This window comes from Stieleria varia (assembly GCF_038443385.1).
Taxonomy (GTDB): domain Bacteria; phylum Planctomycetota; class Planctomycetia; order Pirellulales; family Pirellulaceae; genus Stieleria; species Stieleria varia.
The window spans coordinates 383,949-405,001 of sequence record NZ_CP151726.1 but is presented as its reverse complement, the minus strand read 5'-3'; the positions used below and the strand labels follow the sequence as shown (position 1 = coordinate 405,001).

Genomic DNA, 21,053 nt, shown 5'->3' with positions numbered 1-21,053 from the left:
CCTCAAAGGTAAGGAGTTGGTTTTTGAAAAGTTGCCACGAAGCACGTGTCAGTCGACGCGTACGGCAAAGTCCAGGCTGTCCATGGAGCCGGGGTCGCTGGCGTCTGACGGCTTCGTCCGATTCAATGCGTCGCGCCACTGGATCAGTTTTTGCAACGTCAGGTCGTCCGCCGGCAGCGGCAACGCCGAGTGTTCATCGAGCACCGCGGGTGCTCTCACAAACGATTCGTCTGCCGCCGGAACGACAACGGATTCGCCCGACCGCCACTCACTTAGCTTCTCGTTGACGACGTCTTGAATGCGGCTCCGGCGGGACCAGCCCACGACACCGACCAAGCCGACGAAGACGAGAAGGATGGTTTTCCCCACGATCCTCATTTACAGACCCTCCACCGAAACGACGCTCTTGCTCGCTTCGTAGCGTTTGAGCAAGATGTCTTTGCCTTCGTGCATGCCAGCGTTCTGGTAGGCATCCTGATCGGATCGCGAACCGTCACTCTCGACGTACAGTTCACCGGTGAAATCAAAGTCGATGTCTTCCAGACCTTGCATCGTTCCTTCAACGACTTCTCGCAGCCCGATCACTTCTTCCTCCTGGACACGGCCGTCCAAGATCGCTTGGCGGTATTGGACCAAGCGGTCCAGCACCGACTGTTGATCGGCGACTCGACTGTAGGCGAGATCCAGATTGTGCTTCTTTTGCTCGAGGCTCTTGGCCAAGTTCAGCAATCGCTCACGAGTCTCCGCCATTCGCTTGGCGGTGTGACGTTGAATCTCGGCTGATTGACGCGCGGCCTTCAGACTGGAGTCCACTTTCGCCACTTGGACATCGATCTCCGGTGGCAGTTCACGACCAGCAGCCAACAACGGGCCGATCTTGGATGCCGCCTGTTGCAGATCGGCGTCCAAACGGTTGGCTTCCCCTTCGCTTTTTTGTGCCGCCGCAATCGCCGTCGCTTCTCTCTGCTGTTGCTTTTCGAGGTAGCTGCGAACGTCATTGAGCGTGTCATCGATCGCTTGCTGGACCACCGGCTCCCCGTCGAGCAACGTTTGCATGCCCTGGTGCAACTCGCTGAGAACCTGTGACGTCTTATCCTCAAACTCCGCGTACTTGCGTTTGTTGGTCGGGTCCGCAGCCAACTCGCTACGCAGGTGGATCAACTCATTCACGCCCGAGTTGATCGACTGCTTGATCGCCTCCAGCGGCTCCTTGTACTTGGCGATCGAGTGCTGCTTGAGGTCCTCCGATCGCTTCTTGAGATTCGCGATCGTGGAGGGTACCCGCTGCAGGGAGCCTGAGTCCGTTACAACGGTCGACGCTGCATCTGATGACGCTGACAACGGAATCGGTGTGAGCGTTTGGGCCGAAGACGATGCCAGCGGCATCAAGCATGCCGACAACGCGACCCCCGCCATTGCGATCGCGGTGCTGCGCCGCCTGATAGTGGACCAGCCCCCAGCGATCGATGACGGACGAAAGATCCGATGAAACATGAATGGAACTCCTGGTGGTGAGCAGGGGGAGACCACTGCTGCGACCGAGGCCCCCCCCCTTGAAACGAACCCAGCCGCATGACTGTCTGTGATGATTATCGCAAAAGGAATGAGTACGCAAATTCATTGCATTTAAGTTCCATGCGAATGGGGCTGCCCAAGGGGCCATTTCGCCTTGGAATGAGGGCATTGCCCCAAAGCAAAGAATTCCCAGCGAACCCGGCAAGTCGAACTGGACACTCTCAAGTCACCCGCTCGGTGCGGTCGTCAAGTCATGGGCAAACGGTACAATTGCCATCCGCCCGGCATGCCGACATGCCGACTCGGCCTCGCCGATCTGACTTCCTCTCTCGACACTCGATTCGCGTCCTCCCATGCCAGACTCCGGTTCTCCCTTTCAAGCCGCTGCCGCCAGCCCCCGGTTTTCCGAACTGGAAGAACAAATCCTGGAGTTCTGGGAGCAACGCGACATCTACCAGCAATCGCTGCGTCGCCGCGCCGACTCGCCGCCCTTCGTTTTTTTCGAAGGCCCCCCCACGGCCAACGGCATGCCCCACCCCGGACACTGCCTGACCCGGGCAATCAAGGACGTGTTCCCCCGCTACAAGACCATGCGGGGATTTCGCTGTGAGCGCAAAGCCGGCTGGGACACGCACGGATTGCCCGTCGAAGTCGAGGTGGGCAAGGAACTGGGCATCCACAGCAAAGAGGAAATCGAAGCCTACGGGGTCGAGCCTTTCATCCAAAAATGCCAACAAAGTGTTTGGCGTTACATGCAACAGTGGGAGCGGCTGACCAAACGGCTCGGTTTCTGGGTCGACCTGGAAAAGGCCTACGTGACTTACCATCAGTCCTACGTCGAAAGCGTTTGGTGGAGCCTCAAAAACCTCTTCGATCGCGGACTGCTCTACCAAGGACACAAGATCGTTTGGTGGTGGGCTCAGGGCGGTACCGCCTTGTCTGCGGGCGAAGTCGGCCAGGGGTACCGCAACGTTGCCGACCCCAGCGTGTACGTGCTTTTTCCATTGGTCGATCAACCCGATCGCAGCTTGCTGGTCTGGACCACCACTCCGTGGACGCTACCCAGCAACATGTACGCTGCCGTGCATCCCGAACTGGAGTACTCACTGGTCAGTGACCCCGAGTCGGGCAAAGAGCTGTACATCGCTACCGCGCTGGTGGAAACGATCGCCAAGAAGAGCAAACGGGAACTCACGACGATCGAGACTTGCACGGGCAAAGACCTCATCGGTCTGCGTTACGTCCCACCGATGGACGGATACTACAAGACACTCGGTGAAGTCACCGGCGAGCTGGTCGAGCCAAACGGCGATCAAACGCAAGACTACCACTACTGGCGAGTCGTCTCCGCGGACTTCGTCACCACCGACAGCGGTTCGGGCATCGTTCACCAAGCCGCCGCGTTCGGCGAAGTCGACTATGAAGTTTACGACACCCAGCGTCAACGATTCGTCGAGGGACAGCAGCCCGATCTGCTCTGCGCTATCGGACCCGACGGTAAGTTCACCGAAGCCGTCTCGGAGGATTTGATCGGGGTTTGGGTCAAGGACGCCGACAAACCGATTTCGCGTGACCTCAAGGAACGCGGTTTGATGTTCTTGCAAGAACAATACTTGCACGATTATCCGTTCTGCTGGCGCGACGACAACGATCCCCTGATCCAGTACCCGCGACGCAGTTGGTTCATCCGAACGACGCGTTTTCGCGACATGATGCTCAAAAACAATTCGCAGATCGGTTGGCAACCCGAACACATCCGCGACGGACGCTTTGGCAATTTCCTGGAGTCGAATGTCGACTGGGCGCTCTCGCGTGAACGCTATTGGGGCACGCCGCTGCCGATCTGGGTATGTGACGAAACCGGACGGATGGAAGCGGTCGGCAGCTACGAGGAACTGCTCGAAAAACCAGGCATCGACGGCACCCAAGTCTGGTTGGCCGCCAAACAAGAAAACCCCGAGTTGGTCGACGACTTGCGAGTTCACAAACCGTACATCGATGCGGTCACCTATGATTCGCCCTTCGCCGACGGCTCACGCATGCGTCGGGTCAGCGAAGTCATCGATTGCTGGTACGACAGCGGCGCGATGCCCTTCGCCCAGTGGGGATGGCCACACCAAAACGATGCCGCGTTCCGCTCGCAGTTCCCCGCCGATTTCATCAGCGAAGCCATCGATCAGACCCGCGGATGGTTTTACAGCCAACTGGCGATCAGCACGATGCTCTTTGGCGAAGGAGCCTCGGTCGTCGAACCCGGCTCGACCGGCATCGATCCATCGCAACTCGGCATCGCCGATCAAGCGTTTCCGCATCCGTTCCGCAATTGCATCGTGCTGGGACTGATGCTCTCGCAATGGTGGGAGAACAACGACGATGACAAGAAGACGATCGTTCTGAGCGAAGAGGAAACGAAGGATCACAAGGGGAAGAACTTCACCAAGCAGACCGGCAAAATGTCCAAGAGCTTGCGAAACTATCGCAGCCCCGAGGAAATCTTTGACCGCTACGGTGCCGATGCCCTGCGATGGTATTTCTTTGCCAATCAAGCGCCGTGGAACTCGATCATCTACGCCGAGCAATCGATCAAGGATTCCATCCCCGAGTTCCTGCTGCGTCTTTGGAACACCTTCAGTTTCTTTACCATCTACGCCGAGATCGACGGGTTTGATCCGACCGCCGCGACCGGTGCGGACGAGCAACTCTCGCCAGCAAGCCTCGCGTCGGCGCCCAAGTATCGCCCGGCATCGCAGCGCAGTGAGATCGACCGCTGGATCCTTTCGGAATTGAACCGAACGATCCAGATCGTCACGGAGCGGATGGATCAACTGGACAACTTCAATGCCTGTCAAGCGATCACACGTTTGTTGGACGGATTGAGCAATTGGTACGTCCGCCGCAGTCGCGATCGTTTCTGGGCCAGCGATGCCGATGCACCGGACAAGCATGACGCGTACTGGACGCTGTACGAAACACTGCTGGAGCTGACCAAGCTCGTCGCACCGTTTGTTCCTTTCCTGTCCGAGACCCTTTGGCAACAATTGACGCGACCGTTCGCTCAGTCGGCAACCAAGCCACTGGCCAGCGTTCACCTCTGCGACTACCCCACCAGCATTCCCGATCGCATCGACCGGGAGCTTTCCGAATCGATGAACCTGCTGCGTGAGATCGCTTCCTTGGGTCGCGCCGCACGTGCCAACGAAAAGCTCAAGGTGCGACTGCCGCTCGCCGAGGTCACGGTGATTCTGACCGACGACTCCAAGCAAGCATGGCTGCAAAGTCACGACGCGTTGGTCCGCGAGGAACTCAACGTCAAAGCGGTTCACTACACGACCGCCGGCGAAGAATACGTCCAGTACACGGTCGTCCCCAATTTCAAACGATTGGGACCAAAGGTCGGCAAACAGATCCCGCTGGTGAAAAAGACGCTCGCCACCGCGGATGGCAATGAATTGCTGGCCGAATTGCAAAGCACGGGCTTTGTCACACTTGCTCTGCCCGAGGGTGAACTGAAGCTTGACAGCGAAGACATCGAGATCCGATTGCAAGCCAAAGAGGGCTGGGCCGCAGCGCAAGGCACCCAGTGCGTGGTCGTGCTCAATACCGAGGTCACCCCGGAACTGCAACGCGAAGGCATCGCCAAGGATTTGATCCGCACGGTGCAAAGCCAACGCAAGGCGATCGATTGTCAGTACACCGATCGCATCCGCGTGGCCGTGATCAGTGAGTCCGATGAAGTCGCCTTGGCGATGTCCGAGCATCGTGAGCTGATCATGGGCGAAACGCTGGCCGACGAATTGACGACCACCGCTCTGGATGGCGTCGAAAGTGTTGCTTGTGAACACGGTGACGTGTACGTCCAGATCTGTAACGCGGCAAAGGCTGGCGCGTGATGAACAGCTCGCCCCTGCCCATAGCTGTCTTCCTCAGTGGAGGAGGACGCACGCTGGAAAACCTGCTGCTGCATCGCGATCAGCATGACTTGCCGATCGATGTGCGTTTGGTCATCAGCAGCCGATCCGACGTACGCGGTCTGACGATCGCGCAAGACGCGGGTATTCCGACATTGGTGGTTCGCAAATCACAGTTCGGCGATCAGGAGGCGAAATACAGCCAAGCCATGTTTGAGCCGGTTCGTCAGTCCGGTGCCCGTTATGTGGTCATGGCGGGTTTCCTAAAACACGTCTTGATTCCGGATGATTTTGATCATCGCGTGATCAACATCCATCCATCACTTTTGCCCGCGTTCGGCGGTCAAGGCATGTTCGGACATCACGTGCATCAAGCCGCCATCGATCGCGGGGTCACCATCAGCGGCTGCACCGTGCACTTTGTCGACAATCACTACGACAACGGCCCGATCATCTTGCAAAAATCTTGCGAGGTGCTGCCCGACGACACCGCCGATCGCTTGGCCGCCCGTGTGTTCGAGAAAGAATGCGAGGCGCTGCCCGAAGCCCTCCGCAAACTCGCCGCACATCCACCCAGTACGTCAGCCTTTCGTACGTCAGCCTTTCCAGGCTGACATACCCCCAAACTGTCAGCCTAGAAAGGCTGACGTACATCCGAACCTTCAGTCCACAAAGGCTGACGTACTTTCCAGGGGCAACACCATGTCAGACATCAACGACGCTCGACAGATCCTTCGTCAACGTTTCGGGCTCGATGAGTTTCGTGATGGACAGTCCGACGTCATCTCCCGACTCTTGCAGGGAAAAAACGTTGCGGCCGTCTTTCCCACCGGCGGCGGCAAGAGTCTTTGTTACCAACTGCCCAGCCAGTTGCTTGAGGGCACCACGGTCATCGTCTCACCGCTGATCGCATTGATGAAAGACCAGTGCGACGCCCTGCAAGCACGTGGGATCGGCGCCGCGCGACTGGACTCCAGCCTCTCCGTCGCCGAGTTCCGCGACGCCATGCGCGGTGTGCGTCAGGGCGAGATCAAAATGCTGTATGTCGCGCCCGAACGTTTCTTCAACGAACGATTCATCGCATCGGTGGGTTCGCTCAAGATCGATTTGTTCGCGATCGATGAAGCACACTGCATCAGTCAGTGGGGACACAACTTTCGCCCCGACTATCTCAAACTGGCCGAGCTTGCCAAACGGCTTTCCGTCGGTCGCATCCTCGCACTCACCGCCACGGCCACCCCGGCGGTCTTGGCGGACATCCAGCAAGCGTTCGACATTCAGGACGACGACGCGATCCGGACTCCCTTTCACCGCTCCAACCTGCAACTGCGCAGTTGCGTCGTGAATTCATCGGAGCACTACGCGACGCTGAAATCCCGTATCGAGTCGCGACCACGCGGTGCAACGGTGGTCTATGTGTCGTTGCAGAAAACAGCGGAGGAAATCGCGGAGCGACTGACCGAGGACGGGATCGACGCGGTTGCCTATCACGCCGGGCTGGAATCAGAGCAACGCGCCGAGATCCAACAGGAGTTCTTGTCATCGGACAACGGCATCATCGTCGCCACCATTGCGTTCGGGATGGGAATCGACAAATCCAACATCCGCTACGTGTACCATTTCAATCCGCCCAAGTCGCTTGAGGCCTACGCCCAGGAGATCGGTCGCGCCGGTCGCGACGGAGTCGACAGCATCTGCGAGATCCTACTCGTCCCAGATGATCGTATCGTGCTGGAAAACTTTACGTACGGTGACACGCCATCGCGAGAGAGTGTGCGACGGTTCATCGAGATCTTGTCCGGCCAAGCCGACTCGTTCTTTGTTTCCCACTATCGTCTTTCCTACGACACCGACATTCGCATCCTTGTCGTTCGCACGTTGCTGACGTACTTGGAACTCGATGGATATCTGGAGGCGATCGCGCCGCGATACGATTCGTACAAAGTCAAGCCGCTGGTGACATCCAAAGCGATCTTGGCAAATTTCGACGGCGAGCGACGTCAGTTTGTTGCCGGCGTACTGGGACAACTGACCAAGTCACGCACTTGGTTCACGCTCAACATGGTCGCAGCGTCGCGACAGTTGAATCAACCGCGAGAGCGAATCGTCAAAGCCGTCGACTTCATGGCCGAGCAAGGCTGGCTGGAAGTCCAGGTCAGTGATTTGGTCCACGGCTACCGATGGACGAGGCGCATCGATAAACCCGCCGAGATGGCCGATCAGTTTTATGATCAGCTCGCCCAGAGAGAGTCGGGTGAGATCGAGAGATTGGACGCAGTGTTTGAAATCGCCCGAGCGATGAGTTGCCAATCGGCAGCATTGGCGAGTCATTTCGGCGAAACCGCCGCGGGAGATTGTGGTCGATGCAGTGCGTGTTTGGGCGAAGGTCCCTTTGAAATCCCGCAACTGCCCCTTCGCAATCTCGGCACCGCTGTCCTGACCGCATTGACAGGTTTAAGGCAAAAGTATCCACAGCACATGGACTCCGCCCGCGCGCAAGCGAGATTTCTGTGTGGACTTTCGTCTCCCCAAATGACCCGCGCTCGGCTGACTCGCAATCCTTACTACGGCGTCTGCTCCCACATCCCGTTCGAGCACGTACTCAAACAAGTCGCGGCACTCACCTAGGCGAGTCTCTCCGAGACTCGTAATTTCGCGTCTCGGAGAGACGCGGCTACGTGTTTTTCAAATTCACGCCGCTTTGGCGACAGGAAATTGGCCCAGCGTCTTGGCGTGCCATTGATCGACGACTTCGCACACATCCTCGACCTGGATGGCTTTCATCGCCGTGTTGTCGGCCCGGCGTCGTTGTTTGGCCGAGCCCGACTCGTACGCCTTTTGCAGAGCGACTTGCCCGTACGGTCCGCAATCACCGGGACGCGTTGCCCCGTACAACCCGATGGTTGATGCTCCCACTGCAACCGCCATGTGCAACGGTCCTGTGTCACCACTGATGAACAGATTCGATGTCGAAATCAATGCCGCCAGATGATGCAAGTCGGTATCGGGTGCCAACACGGTCGCACCGCCCGAAGTCGCGACGATCGTCTCGGCCATCTCGCGGTCCAGGTCATTGCCCCAGATCGCAACGGATGCGTACCCATAACGATCGGCCAAGTAGCGTGCCGTTTGTCCGAATCGTTCTGGCTCCCATCGTTTGGAATGCCACGTCGCACCAGGATTCAGGATCGCCAAACGATCGCTGGCGATGGTTCGGCGGTATCGATGAGCCCACATTCGTGCCGTATCCGGAATCGGCAAATCCCACTGTACTTGAGGCGTATTGATCCCCAGTCGTGTCAGCAACTCCAGTGAACGGTCGGTCAGATGACTGAAGACCGGGTTAACGGTCTCGTTGTTCATCCACCGACTCAGCTCACGCGCGTGCTTGCCTTTGTAGCCGATCCGCCGGCTTGCTCCCGACAGACGGCACGCCAACGCAGATTTCGTCATGCCTTGGCAATCGATGGCGATGTCGCACTGCAACGCACGCAGCTGATTGCGGGTTTGACGGATGGCTTTGGGCGAAGTGAACCAGCCACGTTCCAGCACGACGACTTCATCAAGTGCCCGGTGATTTCTCACCATTGGTGCCGCCTTCTTTTCAACCACCCAGGCCAAGTAGGCGTCCGGGAACGCTTGGCGAAGCGCGCAGGCAACAGGCAGCGTCAAAATCGCGTCGCCGATGGCGCTCATTCGCGAAATCAGTATCCGATGAGGAGTTTGGCTGGTCATCACAGCGATCCTTCGCAGTGCAGTGGGGGTCACGCTGACGTGAAATCAGAGCCTCACTTTACCGGCTGCACGTCCCGGATCGCCAGATCGCTTCGCCGCGAGTCGAAAAGAGGTGCCGTTTTCTTCCCCTATCATTCTGTGGAGCAGGTTTTCAACCTGCTGTCCTCCAATTGGCAGGTTACAAACCTGCCCCACATGCTGAATGCTAGCGTTCCAGGGATTGCGTTCCTTCACACTGCACCCGATTTGAACGCAAATCGTTATGCTAACGGTGTGGTTTCCACGACATTCCAAACACCCAAAACCCCGTTTTTCATCACCATGAATTGCTTCCATCGCCTGATTGTTTTCTGTGCGTTACTGGTCACCCCCGTGCTTTGCCGGGGCGACGAAGGCATGTATCTGTTCAACGACTTGCCGACGGAGTTGCTCAAGTCACGGCATGGATTCGAGCCCACCACCGAGTGGGCCGATCACCTGCGACTCTCGTCCGTACGATTCAACAGCGGCGGGTCGGGATCGTTCATTTCTAGCGACGGCCTCGTGTTGACCAATCACCATGTTGCCAGTGACACCTTGCACAAATTAAGCACGCCGGAGCGAAATCTGATCGATGATGGCTATTTGGCCAAATCGCTCGACGAAGAGTTGGCCGCGCCGGACTTGGAGCTCAATCAACTTGTTTCCATCGAAGACGTCACGGATCGGGTCAACGCGTCGGTCGCGGCGGATGCATCCGCGACCGATGCGGCCAAGCAACGACGCGCGGTGATCGCGTCCATCGAAGCCGAATCGCTTGAGAAAACCGATTTGCGAAGTGATGTGGTGACGCTCTTTGGCGGAGCCAAGTATCACCTGTACCGTTACAAGAAATACACCGACGTGCGACTGGTCTGGGCTCCCGAAACCGCCGCTGCATTCTTTGGCGGTGACGCGGACAATTTTGAATATCCACGTTACTGCATGGACGCCACGATCATGCGAGTCTACGAAAACGGCAAACCAGCCCAACTGACGAACTTCCTCCGCTGGAGCGACAAACCGGTTGCCGAAGGAGACTTGGTTTTCGTCAGCGGCAACCCCGGTCGCACTCAACGGATTTACACCGCCGCCGCCCTGAAGTATTTGCGTGACGATCGCTTGCCCTACGTGCTGGATTACCTGCGTCGCAAGGAGATCATGTTGCAGCAGTTCGGACTCGATGGTGCGGAAGCCACTCGTCGGGCGCGTGACGAATTGTTCGGCGTGCAAAACTCGCGCAAAGCCTACACGGGCATGCTGGGCGGATTGCAAAACCCCGCCACCCTGGCAATGAAGCGCGAGAGCGAAGCCGAGTTGTTGGCAAAGATCAAAGCGAGCGACGAAGCAGATGCCGCTGCGGCTTGGCAGGAGATCGCGGCGGTTCAAACGGAAAAGGCCAAGATGCTGCGTCGCACCGTCAGCTTGCGTAGCCATCTTTTCGACCTCGCACTCACCCTGGTGCTGCGAGCTGCAGAAGACGCCAAGCCGGACGGTGATCGTTTGCGTGAGTTCAACGAAGCTGGTCGTGAATCGTTGCTGCAAGAGCTGACCAGCGAAGCCCCCGTGTACCGCGACTTGGAACGCGTCAAGCTGGCTGATGAACTGGCCCGTTTGACCGAGTTGCGAGGCGGAGACGACGAACTGGTTCGTAAGATCCTCGACGGCAGGAGCCCGCGAATGCGTGCGGCCGAACTGATCGAAGGCACCAACCTGGATGTCGCAGCCAACCGCCAGCCCTATCTTGATGGCGATCAATCCACGATCGATCAGTCGACCGACACGATGATCGCGTTGGCCAAATTGCTGGAGCCCGAGTATCGCGAGATCCGTGCGATCAACGAAGAGTTGGACGAGCGGGAACGCCAAGCGTACGCCAAGATCATGCAGGCCAAGACCGCGATCGAAGGCACCAGCGGCTATCCCGACGCGACGTTCACGCTGCGACTGGCGTTCGGTGTGGTGAAATCCTACGAGCAAGACGGAGAGCACATTCCACCGGCAACCGATTTCGCCGGCGCGTTTGCTCATGCGGAAGCTCATAAGGGTCAAACCGATTTCGATTTGCCCGAGTCCTTCATGAAGGCCAAGGATTCACTCAATCTGGAGACCCAATTGAACTTTGTTTGCACCGCAGACATCATCGGCGGCAACAGCGGTTCGCCGGTGGTCAATCGAGCCGGTGAGCTGGTCGGATTGATTTTCGATGGCAACATCCAGAGCTTGACCAGCGACTATCTCTACACGGACCAGCAAGCCCGTTCGGTGAGCGTCTCTGGAGTGGGAATCCTGGAAGCCCTGCGAAGCATCTACCACGCCGAAAAACTCGCCGATTCAATCGGCAAGTAAACCACACGTAGCAGCGTCTCTCCGGGACGTGCGATTAATAAGTTACCGCTTGCGGATTGTCGTTCGACTCTCGGGACGTGCGGAAAATAAGTGTCGCGAAATCCACTTAGCAATCATCGCTTCGCGTGATTTTGGCAACGGGAGAGGACACTTATTCTCCAAACCGACCACGAAGTGGTCAACAACATAGCCTGGGGTCGCGGCGAAGCCAGCGCACGCCGGGTTAGCTCCGATAGCTGCGGAGCAGCGACAGCATACAGCATGGGGTGCCAACCCCATGTTTCTGCAAGCGAGTCCGCCCAGAAGCTGCGGAGCAGCGACAGCAAAAAACGTTTGGCGTAGCCCACAGCACGCGGTGGTCCGGATGCAATCTGTCGCCGCTCCGCGGCTTGTTGGCGGCGTCGGGCGGTGTTCACCTGGGGCTCGCGCCCCAGGCTGTATGCTGTCGTCGCATCCGCGACTGAGGGGATTGCTGGGAACGTGAAGAATGAACCGGCGATGATCGCTGCGCTCTATCGCCGACTACCGTCTGTGACCGCTTCACGGTCATATGCAGCAACAATACTTTTCACGTTCCCCGAGTCGACAACGTACAGCGGAGAACGCTATCGACTTGGAAAGTCGAGCGACAATTGTTTACCGTGCGTCCCCGAGACGCTGACCCCAGCGAGCAAAGCGAGGAGTCATCGTGGATTCCGACGGTAGCCAAGATCATCCCGAGATCACGATCCACTTGAGCAATGGGTGCATTTTTTCCGGCGAGCGGCATATCTATCGATCGCGGAATTGACATCCTGTCTGGTCGACCCCGTTTTTACCGAAGCCGCAAGAGTCCTTGAGATGATTTCGCGAACACCAGATGATCGAGACCTTTACGAAGCGAGATTGAAACTCCAGCGGGACGAGCAATCACGTCTGGAAGCTGCAGAGGCTCGTGGTGAGGCCCGTGGAGAGGCCCGTGGAGAGGCTCGCGGAGAGGCTCGTGGTGTTCTGGTTGGAAAGATTCAAACACTCCAGGGGATTTTGAATGAATCAGAACAGTCGACGCAGGAACTCACGACGATGACCGAGCAGACGTTGAAATCGCTTCTGGCATCACTGCAGAATCGCCTGCGTTCGCGAGGCTAGGCGTCAAGCACGGTGGTTCGACGCTCCACTTTGATCGCGTGCCCGTTTCGGTACACTATCCACGCCAGAATGGATGAGCGACAGTTGGGCACTTGCCAGACGGACGTCGGGGCACGCTATCGATCGGGCAGAGCCGGCGACATTCATCGTGCGTGGCTTTGCAGCATGTGCATCAACTCAGCTGTTGGTTGGCGGATCGTCATCACCTGGCTGTCTTCGGGGTGATTGGGGTCACGCACGATCACGATGACTTCGCGGCTGCCAATCGGTGCGGTCGCCGATGCTCGCATGATGCTTGGATCCATTGACGCCCGCGGTTGAACAGCACCGGCCATGGGTGTCGTCGGTGCCATCGCCAACGCGGGCGGCGGTTGCTGAGCGTTATTGGCCGCGACCATCGCCGGGTTCACTCCGGCGGCGGACGGTTGGCCTTGATACAGATGGGACAGATTGATGCGATCGAGTTGCCAGTGGATGCTGCCCGGTCCCGTGTAGAACCCGGTGTCACTTTTGTAGTCAGCGGCGTTGCAGACACCGATCAAACGACCTGCCGCATCAAACAAACCGCCACCACTGCGTCCGTCGACCGGAGCGCCCGCGATCTCGAGATTGCTTGCACCGACCTCTTGATTGTACTTGTCCACCGCGATGATGCGTGTGTCGCGACGCGACGGATCGTCGCCGTGATCACAACCAAAGCTGAATACGGACTGTCCGGTTTGAGGAACTTCGCCCGCCCCGATGACCTTCACCGATTGGACGGCGAAGCCAGGACGGATGGCGACCAAAGCGATGTCTCGATTCTCCGAGTCATAGTCGACGACCGTTCCAGGGACCGTTTTGACTTGGCCGCCGACGAACAGCTCGACATCAATCTTTCCCTGCCCCTTTGTTTCACGAAACAGGTGACCGCATGTCATCACCAAGGCTTCTTCGCCATGGGTGTCGATGATCGTTCCCGTTCCAGCGCCGTAACCGCGTCCGTCGTGCACCTTCAACCGAACCGTTGCTGCTTGGGCGACTTGGACCGCCTGAGCGATCGACACCGATGGCATCGGTTCACTGGCGGGGAAATTGCCGGCGGGCGACAGCGACGTATTTGCGGTTTCGTTGACCAGTTGAGTCGGCGCTGCGGCAGAGCCCGACGCGACCAAACGGGTCTGGGGCGGCTGGGCGATCGTGGAATTGGTCTGAACCAGTGGTCCGCGAGTGCTGGTCCGCAGTGCGTTCTGTAACTGGGGCAATGATTGCGGACCGACCAAGCGAGCGATTTCGCGTCCGCCGGAGATCACGACGAAGGTTGGTGTTTGAGCGATGCTGTAGCGACGCGCCACGTCGGGCTCCTGAGCCACGTTGATGCGGCGAACGGGCACCCCGCTGTTCTCCAATTGGGCGATGACAGGCTCCATCGCGCGGCAACTGAGACACTGATCGGCGGAGAACTCGACCAGCACGGCACCGGCGATTTGGGCCTCGGCGGTCTGCGAACTCAGCAAAGTGGTCAACATTGCCAGCAAGGCGACCGCGGCGGTGGCAACGTGAGCCATGCCGACGCGGAACACTTTTTGGGCGGTTGAGCTGCCCGATACCGCTGCCTGCGTGAACTTGAGCGCGTTCATTTGCGTCCCTCCGTGGACTGAGTCGTCGTTCGCAGGGTCGCTCTGGACGACATTCCCTTGTCGCCGCAATGAGTGGCCCGTTTCGGGTGAGCCCATTTCCTAACGGGCTCGCTGACGATCCTCGACGACGACCTTTTCGGTGGCAAGATCGAATGGCAAAGCAATCGCGTGAAACTGCCTCTTTTTGAGTTTCACGGCGTTTTTCGCGTTTCACGGCCCGTCGATCTTGATTCGCATCAAACCCTCAACCCTATGTTTCAATCGGGACAAAGCACTACAATCCGCCCAACGCAACGACATTCCTTGGAACCTAGCACGAACATGAATCGACGCCTCCTGGTCACCAGCGCCTTGCCCTACGCCAACGGACCGATCCACATCGGCCATTTGGTGGAGTACATCCAGACCGACATCTGGGTGCGATTTCAGAAACTGATCGGCAACCGATGCGTCTACGTCTGTGCCGACGACACGCACGGCACGGCGATCATGATCCGAGCCCGCAAAGAAGGCCGCAGCGAAGAAGACTTGATCGCGTCGATGAGCCAGCAGCACCAGCGGGATTTTGCCGGTTTCGGCATCGAGTTTGACCACTACGGCAGCACCAATAGCGAAGCCAACCGGGAGGTGTGCACGCAATTCTGGAAAGCGTTGCGGGAGGCCGATTTGATCGCCGAACGCTCGATCGAGCAACTGTACGACCCCGAGGCCAAGACATTCTTGGCCGACCGTTTCGTGCGAGGCACCTGTCCGACCTGCGGACGCCCCGACCAACCCGGCGACAACTGCGTCTGCGGCGCAACGTACAGTCCGACAGAGCTGATCGATCCCAAGAGCACGCTCAGCGGAGCGACACCCGAGATCCGCGAAGCCGTCCACCTGTTCGTCGAACTGGAAAAACTGCACGCCTTCCTCGACGAATGGATCGAGTCCAGCGGTGCCTTGCAAAAAGAAACCGCCAACTACCTCAAGGGCTATTTTCTGGCGGACAAACTGCGTGATTGGGACATCAGCCGTCCCGGACCGTATTTCGGTTTCGAAATCCCCGATTCGCCGGGCAACTACTGGTACGTCTGGTTCGACGCGCCGATCGGCTACATCGCCAGCACGAAACAGTGGTGCGACGCCAACGGTGAACAGCTCAGCGACTGGTGGAATAGCGACCAGTGCGAAGTCCACCATTTCATTGGCAAGGACATCACGTACTTTCACACGCTGTTCTGGCCAGGCATGCTCAAGACCGCCGGATTCAGCTTGCCGACGAAGGTCCATATCCACGGATTCTTGAACGTCAACGGCGAAAAGATGTCCAAGTCGACCGGCACGCTGATCACCGCCGAGACTTTCTTGAAATACGCCAAACCGGAATACCTGCGATACTTCTTTGCGACCAAGTTGGTCCCGCGTGTTGAGGATCTCGACTTGGCGATCGAAGAATTCACCGACAAGGTCAACAGCGACTTGGTCGGCAAAGTCGTTAACTTGGCCAGCCGTGTCGGCAAATTCGCACAGGGCACCGGACTCGCGGAAACCTACCCAGACGACGGCGGCTTGTTCGCCGCCGCGGCAGCAGCAGGCGACGCGATCGCGGAGGCATACGAGGCATGCGACTACAGCCGCGCGATGCGGTTGATCATGGAATTGGCCGACGCTGCCAATCCCTACGTCGAACACGCCAAACCGTGGGAGATGAAAAAGGATCCCGATCGTCAGGACGAACTTCGCGACGTTTGCACCGTCGCGCTGAACCTGTTTCGCCAATTGACGATCTACCTCGCACCCGTGCTGCCATCGTTGGCCGCCAAGTGCGAAGCCTTGTTGGGCGAAAAATTCACCTCCTGGCAACAAAGCCAAACGCCGCTGCTGGGTATCCCGGTGGCGAAATTTGAACGAATGATGGAACGTATCCAACCTGAGGACTTGCAAAAGATGATTGATGAAAGCAAAGCGGAAGCCGACGCCCAAGCTGCGGCCGATAACCTGCCCACGTTCAACGACAGCGATCAACCGCTCAAGGACGAACCCTTGTCCGAGGAAATCACGATCGATGATTTCGCCAAAGTCGACTTGCGAGTCGCCCGCGTGGTTGCCGCCGAACATGTGCCTGAAGCCAACAAGTTGCTGAAATTGACGCTCAGCCTGGGTGGTGAAGAACGCCGTCAGGTATTTGCTGGCATCAAGGCCGCCTACGACCCCGAGCAGTTGATCGGTCGCTTGGTCGTCATGGTCGCCAACCTGCAACCGCGAAAAATGCGGTTCGGGTTGAGCGAAGGCATGGTCACGGCCGCCGGCCCAGGGGGCGCGGAAGTCTTTGTGTTGGGCGTTGACGAAGGTGCCCAGCCGGGTCAACGCGTCCACTGATTTTTCGGTTTGGTCTTTCGCTGACGAGTGCTTTTCACTATTTCCATCGCCAAGAACCCTCATTCGCGAGGGTTATTTTGCGATCGACCTAGGGACGGGCACTCGTCATGCATCCTCAATGGAATCAACCAAGCGGTTACGTTGACGCCTCGCACTCCTACCACCAGCGCCCCGTCGCTCCGTGGCAATTGGAGGAAGCGTATCAGGCGGCGCACGCCGCCAACGTGCGACTCGCCGAAGCGGAGCATCGTTTCGCACGCGAGACGGAACAGTTGCACACAACAATTGCCGCCTTTGAACACTCCTACCAAACACTGGTCGTTCAGAACCGCGAACTGAATTTGCGAGTCCAGCGGTTGCAGGCAGAATTGCAAGGATTAACACCTCGATGCGAAGCCGCAGAAGCGACCGCGCGAGAGAAGACGGCCGCCGCAGATCGGCTCGCGGTGACCAACGCCCAACTCACTGCACTCGTCCGCATCTTACGTGTCGATCACGAAACCAGCGAATTGATCGCAGCCGATTTGGATCATCGCTGCGATGAACTGGCCATGGTCCACTCGGACTTGCAGAGCGTAGTCCACCATCAAACTCACCAAATCGCGGTGCTCCAGGGCGAACTCGACGAAGCCCTGACGCGAAACAACTCTCTGGAGACTGAACGTGAGAACCATCTGCTGCAGATGGACTTGATGCAAAGCCGTTTGGACGACTTCGCGAAACCAACGCAGGACCACTCCGAAGAACTGAACGAAGTCCGTGCGGAACTGCAAAAGACACACGAGTTGCTCGGCGAACAACGAGCCGCCAACCGTCAACTGCAATCGGCATTGCAACAGAGCGAAGCCGCAGCGACGATCATGCTCAGTGAAACGCAAGCCGGCAACGAAGCCGAGTTGCAGCGACTGCAAGACGAAGTGGAAACACTGACTCAAACACGTGAACAGCTTCAGTCTCAAATCAAGCATCTGAACGAGCAACTGACGCAGTCGCGTGATCAAAGCAATCGCGTGGACGTGAACTCTCAACATGCCCTGCGATCGGTATCTGCCGAATGCGATCGTTTGCAGTCCACGGTGGATCGTCTTGCCGAGCGGCTGAGTCAGTGTGAAACAGACTTGCTCGATGCGAATGCTGAGATCGAACGAAAGAATGCGTTGATCAATGATTTGAACGTCCAGCTCGAAGATTCCCATGCTGAGATGGGACATCAGACCAACGAGAATCAACTCGCCGTTCGTCAGAACGCACAACTGGCCGATCAAATCGCATCACTGCAGCATGCGATCCGCGTCAAGGATTCCGATTTGAGTGACGAATGGCAGCGGCGTTTCGATCAAATGGAATCCGAGCTGGTGCGAGCCCGTTACCAGTGTCATGAGCAAGGACGGCAACTTCAGGCCCAGGCAACTCAGTTTCTGCAACAGGCATCCGGACTGAAACGTTCGCGAGACCTAGCATTGCAAAATTCACAAGCTCAAGCACAACGTTGTGCCGAGCTGGAAAACGAACTGCGTCAACTTCGTCGGCGAACCGATGATGTTGAGTCGCCATCGACGCAGCTGATCAAGCATCCCGAAGACTTCGGTAGGCAAGACGAAGCGGACAACCGAAGGGCCGCGTAGTCGAAAAAGGGACGGGGGTAATATTGACAGGACGATCCCTCATTTTGTTGGCGTCCGCTTCTTGCGGGGGCGTCCCACCGGACGCATCGTGAACCAGAGTCCGTGCTTTTCCGCAACCTCATCTGTCCACTGCTCATCACCAAATGGACGACCACGGTTGACGCAGGTGCGAATGGCATCCAATTCCTTTTTACCCAACGGTTCATTGACTCGCTGAACCCAGTTGGGCAGTCGTGGAATCGGCCATCGCGAGAGTATTTTCGGAAGTGGCTCTGCGGACTGGTTCCAACGAAAAAGTGATCCATATTGCCAATCCTCTGCGTGCTTGACCAAGTTCGCTCGGAGTGGATTGCGTTCGACGTAGCGACATAAAACATAGAAATGCGTGTCGTCTTGGACAGGAAAGCTTTTGAAGCGGGACTGGTAAAGATGGCCTTCGCCGCGAGTTCGATAGTGCCCGTGATAACGCAGAGAATGCGTTGCCGTCACCCAACGAAGCAAACGCCCCATTTGCCCGTTCTGCTGAGGCCGCAGGACCAAATGCCAGTGATTGGGCATCAGTGCAAACGAAAACAATTCGACTGGATACTTCTCCAATCCCTCAGCCAGCACTCGAATGAACGCGTCATAGTCGTCCTGCTTCAGGAAGATCTTCTGACGAGCGTTCCCACGATTGATCGCGTGATAAATAACGCCAGCTTCATCGGCCCGCTTCTGTCGTGGCATGGTAACTCCAAAGCAGGCAGTTGATCATGCGATAGGACTCAAAACTACCCCCGTCCCTTGGTGTGTCCCCACACTCGGGCAACGATGGAACAAACTCCATCCGGCCTTGTGCCGGTGGTGAATCGACTGACTGGCTACCATAGCAGCGTCTCTCCGAGACGCTAACCCAACGAGCACAGCGAGCAGTCACGCCGCCATCCACAATCTCGTTTAACGCACAGCCGCAGGCGTAGGCGAATCCGCCGACACAACCGAAAGCCATCGCCCAAACCATCAGCATCAACACAGCAAATACGTCATTCATGCAACACGACTCTCCCGACCGCAAAGTCGGCCACAGAAGGCAGCCGTCGGTTGCGGCCAAGCGGCGGGCGAAAGAAGATGCGGTGTGCGAATGCAAGAAGAAGCACAATCAACGCTTGAAGTTGGTTGGCAAGGATGCCAACGCCTCCTTCCCCGCAAGGATGCGTACTTCTAACTTACCCCAAAGAACGATCAGCAACCCACTGCCAGACTCTTCACAAACTCAACCAACAGAGACTCGATTAAGTTCAACGAATTGCGATCAGCGGGCCGGGAGGGTTGACTTTCCATTCGTGAAACCTAGCAAGCCCGGCTCCGTTGCATCGCATGGTTCGCCCTCGTCTTCGGTCTCAGTTCAGATCCAAGTATCGACGCAGGGCATCCGTGAAATATGTGGTCAATGTATCATACGCGATGACGGGTGCCCAATCATGCTCTGAGTCGTCGTAGTTGAACATCATGACGGGAGGATCGTTGTTACCGTCCGCTTTGAAAAAGTAGAATGCGTAGATATCCTCCCACGCGAACACGACGTCGTCTGCGTCTGGTCGGTAAGAGTGACCGTCCTCAATCAGAAGTGCAATCGCGTCCTGTCGCAATTCTTGCAGCCTGCGGATCGGGGCGACGATTCCAGCGCCACACAGGCGTCCCGCGTCGAGTTGCATCATTTCGCGGTATCGCATTGGCAGCTCAACACCTAATTGTGACTCAGCAACATCAAGCTCGCCTTCCGAGCAACCGCGGTGGCCCGGCAGTTCTCGGAAAATATCAAGCACTTGGTCGTTGCGGATCGTCATGACTGAGTGCTGCGGACACGCTTCGATGGGCGAACGGCAGGGTTCAGCAGAGCCGCGTGGACGAATCTCCACTTCAAAAACGTCAACTCGCGGCCTCCGTTGCAATCCATGGTTCGCCAGCGTCGTGCACTGACATGGATTGCGACTATTCAATCGGATCGTACAGTGAAGCATTCGTGCCTGCAAGGATGATGCCTACAAGCAGGAAGGCGAAGTTCCGGCCCGTGGCTTTTCGTGTGGGATTGCAGTTGTGATAGAAATACCAGAACAGAAGTGATGTTGCGGCAGTCGGCAATACCGCGAGTAAAGGTGGCAACATGAACCGCAGTCCTGTTGAGCCGGAGTCAAACAAGCGAATTGAGCAGCAACCATGGCAGGTGAGTTTCCAGCCCGCTTCACCCTGCGACGAATAGAACAACGCCCATAGAGACAATGCTGAAAACACGTGAACCATGGAAACCATCCAGTGCCAGTCTGGATGAACCGTGCGGACAGGTGGCTCAACCGATTCGATCGAGGTCGGCGTTTTGTAAGGGTTATTGGCTCCCATGTGTTATTCAGTGCGGCGATCGCAGAGATCACCCAGCCGCGGCGGTGGTCTCTTGTGGTACGTAACGACAACACCCGCGGCTTGGGTGCATCGACATGGATCATCGCGGTACAAGCAGCGACGGCTGGAAACAGGATCGCTCGTTGCCATTGTACCCGGTGGGGGGCGACAGTGGGTCAATCGAACCCTGGAGCCTGCTCCTCGTCCACTCTGCACTCGATCACTCGCCGTGCCGATCAGAGAGAACGCACAGTAGCGAACGTGGTCTTTGCGGTATCAAACGCGATATCGTCGTCCCGAGCGTACGCCTTGGAGTTTCGCAGTACAAGGAGCGACGGCCGGAACCAGGAACGCTGCATGCACGGGTACCCGCTGGACTTCGCCGTGGGGAAATCGAGCACTCGGATCAGTTCCAACAT

At 57.5% G+C, this 21,053-nt stretch carries 14 protein-coding genes and 1 pseudogene; 7 read left to right on the top strand and 8 right to left on the bottom strand.

Going from position 1 to position 21,053, the window contains the following annotated elements:
- Positions 1-48: 48 nt before the first annotated feature.
- Complete coding sequence (locus Pla52nx_RS01535) at positions 49-369, bottom strand: hypothetical protein (protein ID WP_146517799.1); 321 nt, start codon at positions 367-369, stop codon at positions 49-51.
- A 9-nt stretch (positions 370-378) separates the two neighbouring features.
- Positions 379-1,494, bottom strand: a complete 1,116-nt coding sequence (locus Pla52nx_RS01530) for a hypothetical protein (RefSeq protein ID WP_146517798.1) — start codon at positions 1,492-1,494, stop codon at positions 379-381.
- 374 nt (positions 1,495-1,868) lie between these two features.
- Between Pla52nx_RS01530 and ileS the strand changes: the two genes are divergently transcribed.
- The 3 genes from ileS (at position 1,869) to Pla52nx_RS01515 (ending at position 8,051) form a co-directional block, all read left to right on the top strand.
- Positions 1,869-5,405, top strand: coding sequence for an isoleucine--tRNA ligase (gene ileS / locus Pla52nx_RS01525; RefSeq protein WP_342190324.1), 3,537 nt, complete (start codon positions 1,869-1,871; stop codon positions 5,403-5,405).
- On the top strand, positions 5,405-6,037 hold the full coding sequence (gene purN / locus Pla52nx_RS01520) for a phosphoribosylglycinamide formyltransferase (protein WP_390620362.1): 633 nt from the start codon (positions 5,405-5,407) through the stop codon (positions 6,035-6,037). Before ileS ends, purN begins: the two co-directional genes overlap by 1 nt.
- Before the next feature lie 88 nt (positions 6,038-6,125).
- A complete protein-coding gene (locus Pla52nx_RS01515; RefSeq protein ID WP_146517795.1) occupies positions 6,126-8,051 on the top strand; it encodes a RecQ family ATP-dependent DNA helicase in 1,926 nt (641 codons plus the stop codon).
- A 63-nt stretch (positions 8,052-8,114) separates the two neighbouring features.
- Here the strand turns inward: Pla52nx_RS01515 and Pla52nx_RS01510 are convergent, their stop codons facing one another.
- The gene (locus Pla52nx_RS01510; RefSeq protein WP_231741568.1) at positions 8,115-9,158 is read right to left on the bottom strand and encodes a glycosyltransferase family 9 protein; all 1,044 of its coding nucleotides are present in this window, start codon (positions 9,156-9,158) and stop codon (positions 8,115-8,117) included.
- 396 nt (positions 9,159-9,554) lie between these two features.
- Between Pla52nx_RS01510 and Pla52nx_RS01505 the strand changes: the two genes are divergently transcribed.
- Together Pla52nx_RS01505 and Pla52nx_RS01500 are read left to right on the top strand one after the other, a co-directional pair.
- The gene (locus Pla52nx_RS01505; RefSeq protein WP_390620367.1) at positions 9,555-11,525 is read left to right on the top strand and encodes a S46 family peptidase; all 1,971 of its coding nucleotides are present in this window, start codon (positions 9,555-9,557) and stop codon (positions 11,523-11,525) included.
- A 735-nt stretch (positions 11,526-12,260) separates the two neighbouring features.
- Positions 12,261-12,653: pseudogene (locus Pla52nx_RS01500) on the top strand (hypothetical protein); the annotation flags it as partial.
- A gap of 143 nt (positions 12,654-12,796) precedes the next feature.
- Here Pla52nx_RS01500 and Pla52nx_RS01495 read toward each other — a convergent pair.
- Complete coding sequence (locus tag Pla52nx_RS01495) at positions 12,797-14,272, bottom strand: trypsin-like peptidase domain-containing protein (RefSeq protein WP_231741566.1); 1,476 nt, start codon at positions 14,270-14,272, stop codon at positions 12,797-12,799.
- Positions 14,273-14,593: 321 nt separating this feature from the next.
- Here Pla52nx_RS01495 and metG point away from each other — a divergent pair, with 321 nt between their 5' ends.
- Together metG and Pla52nx_RS01485 are read left to right on the top strand one after the other, a co-directional pair.
- Complete coding sequence (gene metG / locus Pla52nx_RS01490; protein ID WP_146517792.1) at positions 14,594-16,633, top strand: methionine--tRNA ligase; 2,040 nt, start codon at positions 14,594-14,596, stop codon at positions 16,631-16,633.
- 107 nt (positions 16,634-16,740) lie between these two features.
- The gene (locus Pla52nx_RS01485; RefSeq protein ID WP_146517791.1) at positions 16,741-18,258 is read left to right on the top strand and encodes a hypothetical protein; all 1,518 of its coding nucleotides are present in this window, start codon (positions 16,741-16,743) and stop codon (positions 18,256-18,258) included.
- 39 nt (positions 18,259-18,297) lie between these two features.
- On the opposite strand, the gene Pla52nx_RS01480 is transcribed toward Pla52nx_RS01485, so the two are convergent.
- From Pla52nx_RS01480 to Pla52nx_RS01465, 4 genes are all read right to left on the bottom strand, one after another.
- Positions 18,298-18,984, bottom strand: a complete 687-nt coding sequence (locus Pla52nx_RS01480) for a transposase (protein WP_146517790.1) — start codon at positions 18,982-18,984, stop codon at positions 18,298-18,300.
- Positions 18,959-19,288: a hypothetical protein gene (locus Pla52nx_RS01475; RefSeq protein WP_146517789.1), complete on the bottom strand. Its 330-nt coding sequence runs from the start codon at positions 19,286-19,288 to the stop codon at positions 18,959-18,961. The genes Pla52nx_RS01480 and Pla52nx_RS01475 overlap by 26 nt, the downstream gene beginning before the upstream one ends.
- A gap of 349 nt (positions 19,289-19,637) precedes the next feature.
- Positions 19,638-20,084: an SMI1/KNR4 family protein gene (locus Pla52nx_RS01470; protein ID WP_146517788.1), complete on the bottom strand. Its 447-nt coding sequence runs from the start codon at positions 20,082-20,084 to the stop codon at positions 19,638-19,640.
- Between the two features lie 145 nt (positions 20,085-20,229).
- The gene (locus tag Pla52nx_RS01465; protein WP_146517787.1) at positions 20,230-20,634 is read right to left on the bottom strand and encodes a hypothetical protein; all 405 of its coding nucleotides are present in this window, start codon (positions 20,632-20,634) and stop codon (positions 20,230-20,232) included.
- Positions 20,635-21,053: the final 419 nt, after the last annotated feature.

Bases quoted from the DNA above. Each gene is read 5' to 3' on its own strand.
- Pla52nx_RS01505 (WP_390620367.1), top strand. From the start codon at position 9,555: ATGTATCTGTTCAACGACTTGCCGACGGAGTTGCTCAAGTCACGGCAT.
- Pla52nx_RS01530 (WP_146517798.1), bottom strand. From the start codon at position 1,494: ATGTTTCATCGGATCTTTCGTCCGTCATCGATCGCTGGGGGCTGGTCC.
- Pla52nx_RS01470 (WP_146517788.1), bottom strand. From the start codon at position 20,084: ATGACGATCCGCAACGACCAAGTGCTTGATATTTTCCGAGAACTGCCG.
- ileS (WP_342190324.1), top strand. From the start codon at position 1,869: ATGCCAGACTCCGGTTCTCCCTTTCAAGCCGCTGCCGCCAGCCCCCGG.
- metG (WP_146517792.1), top strand. From the start codon at position 14,594: ATGAATCGACGCCTCCTGGTCACCAGCGCCTTGCCCTACGCCAACGGA.
- Pla52nx_RS01510 (WP_231741568.1), bottom strand. From the start codon at position 9,158: ATGACCAGCCAAACTCCTCATCGGATACTGATTTCGCGAATGAGCGCC.
- Pla52nx_RS01465 (WP_146517787.1), bottom strand. From the start codon at position 20,634: ATGGGAGCCAATAACCCTTACAAAACGCCGACCTCGATCGAATCGGTT.
- Pla52nx_RS01485 (WP_146517791.1), top strand. From the start codon at position 16,741: ATGCATCCTCAATGGAATCAACCAAGCGGTTACGTTGACGCCTCGCAC.
- Pla52nx_RS01475 (WP_146517789.1), bottom strand. From the start codon at position 19,288: ATGAATGACGTATTTGCTGTGTTGATGCTGATGGTTTGGGCGATGGCT.
- Pla52nx_RS01495 (WP_231741566.1), bottom strand. From the start codon at position 14,272: ATGAACGCGCTCAAGTTCACGCAGGCAGCGGTATCGGGCAGCTCAACC.
- Pla52nx_RS01480 (WP_146517790.1), bottom strand. From the start codon at position 18,984: ATGCCACGACAGAAGCGGGCCGATGAAGCTGGCGTTATTTATCACGCG.
- purN (WP_390620362.1), top strand. From the start codon at position 5,405: ATGAACAGCTCGCCCCTGCCCATAGCTGTCTTCCTCAGTGGAGGAGGA.
- Pla52nx_RS01515 (WP_146517795.1), top strand. From the start codon at position 6,126: ATGTCAGACATCAACGACGCTCGACAGATCCTTCGTCAACGTTTCGGG.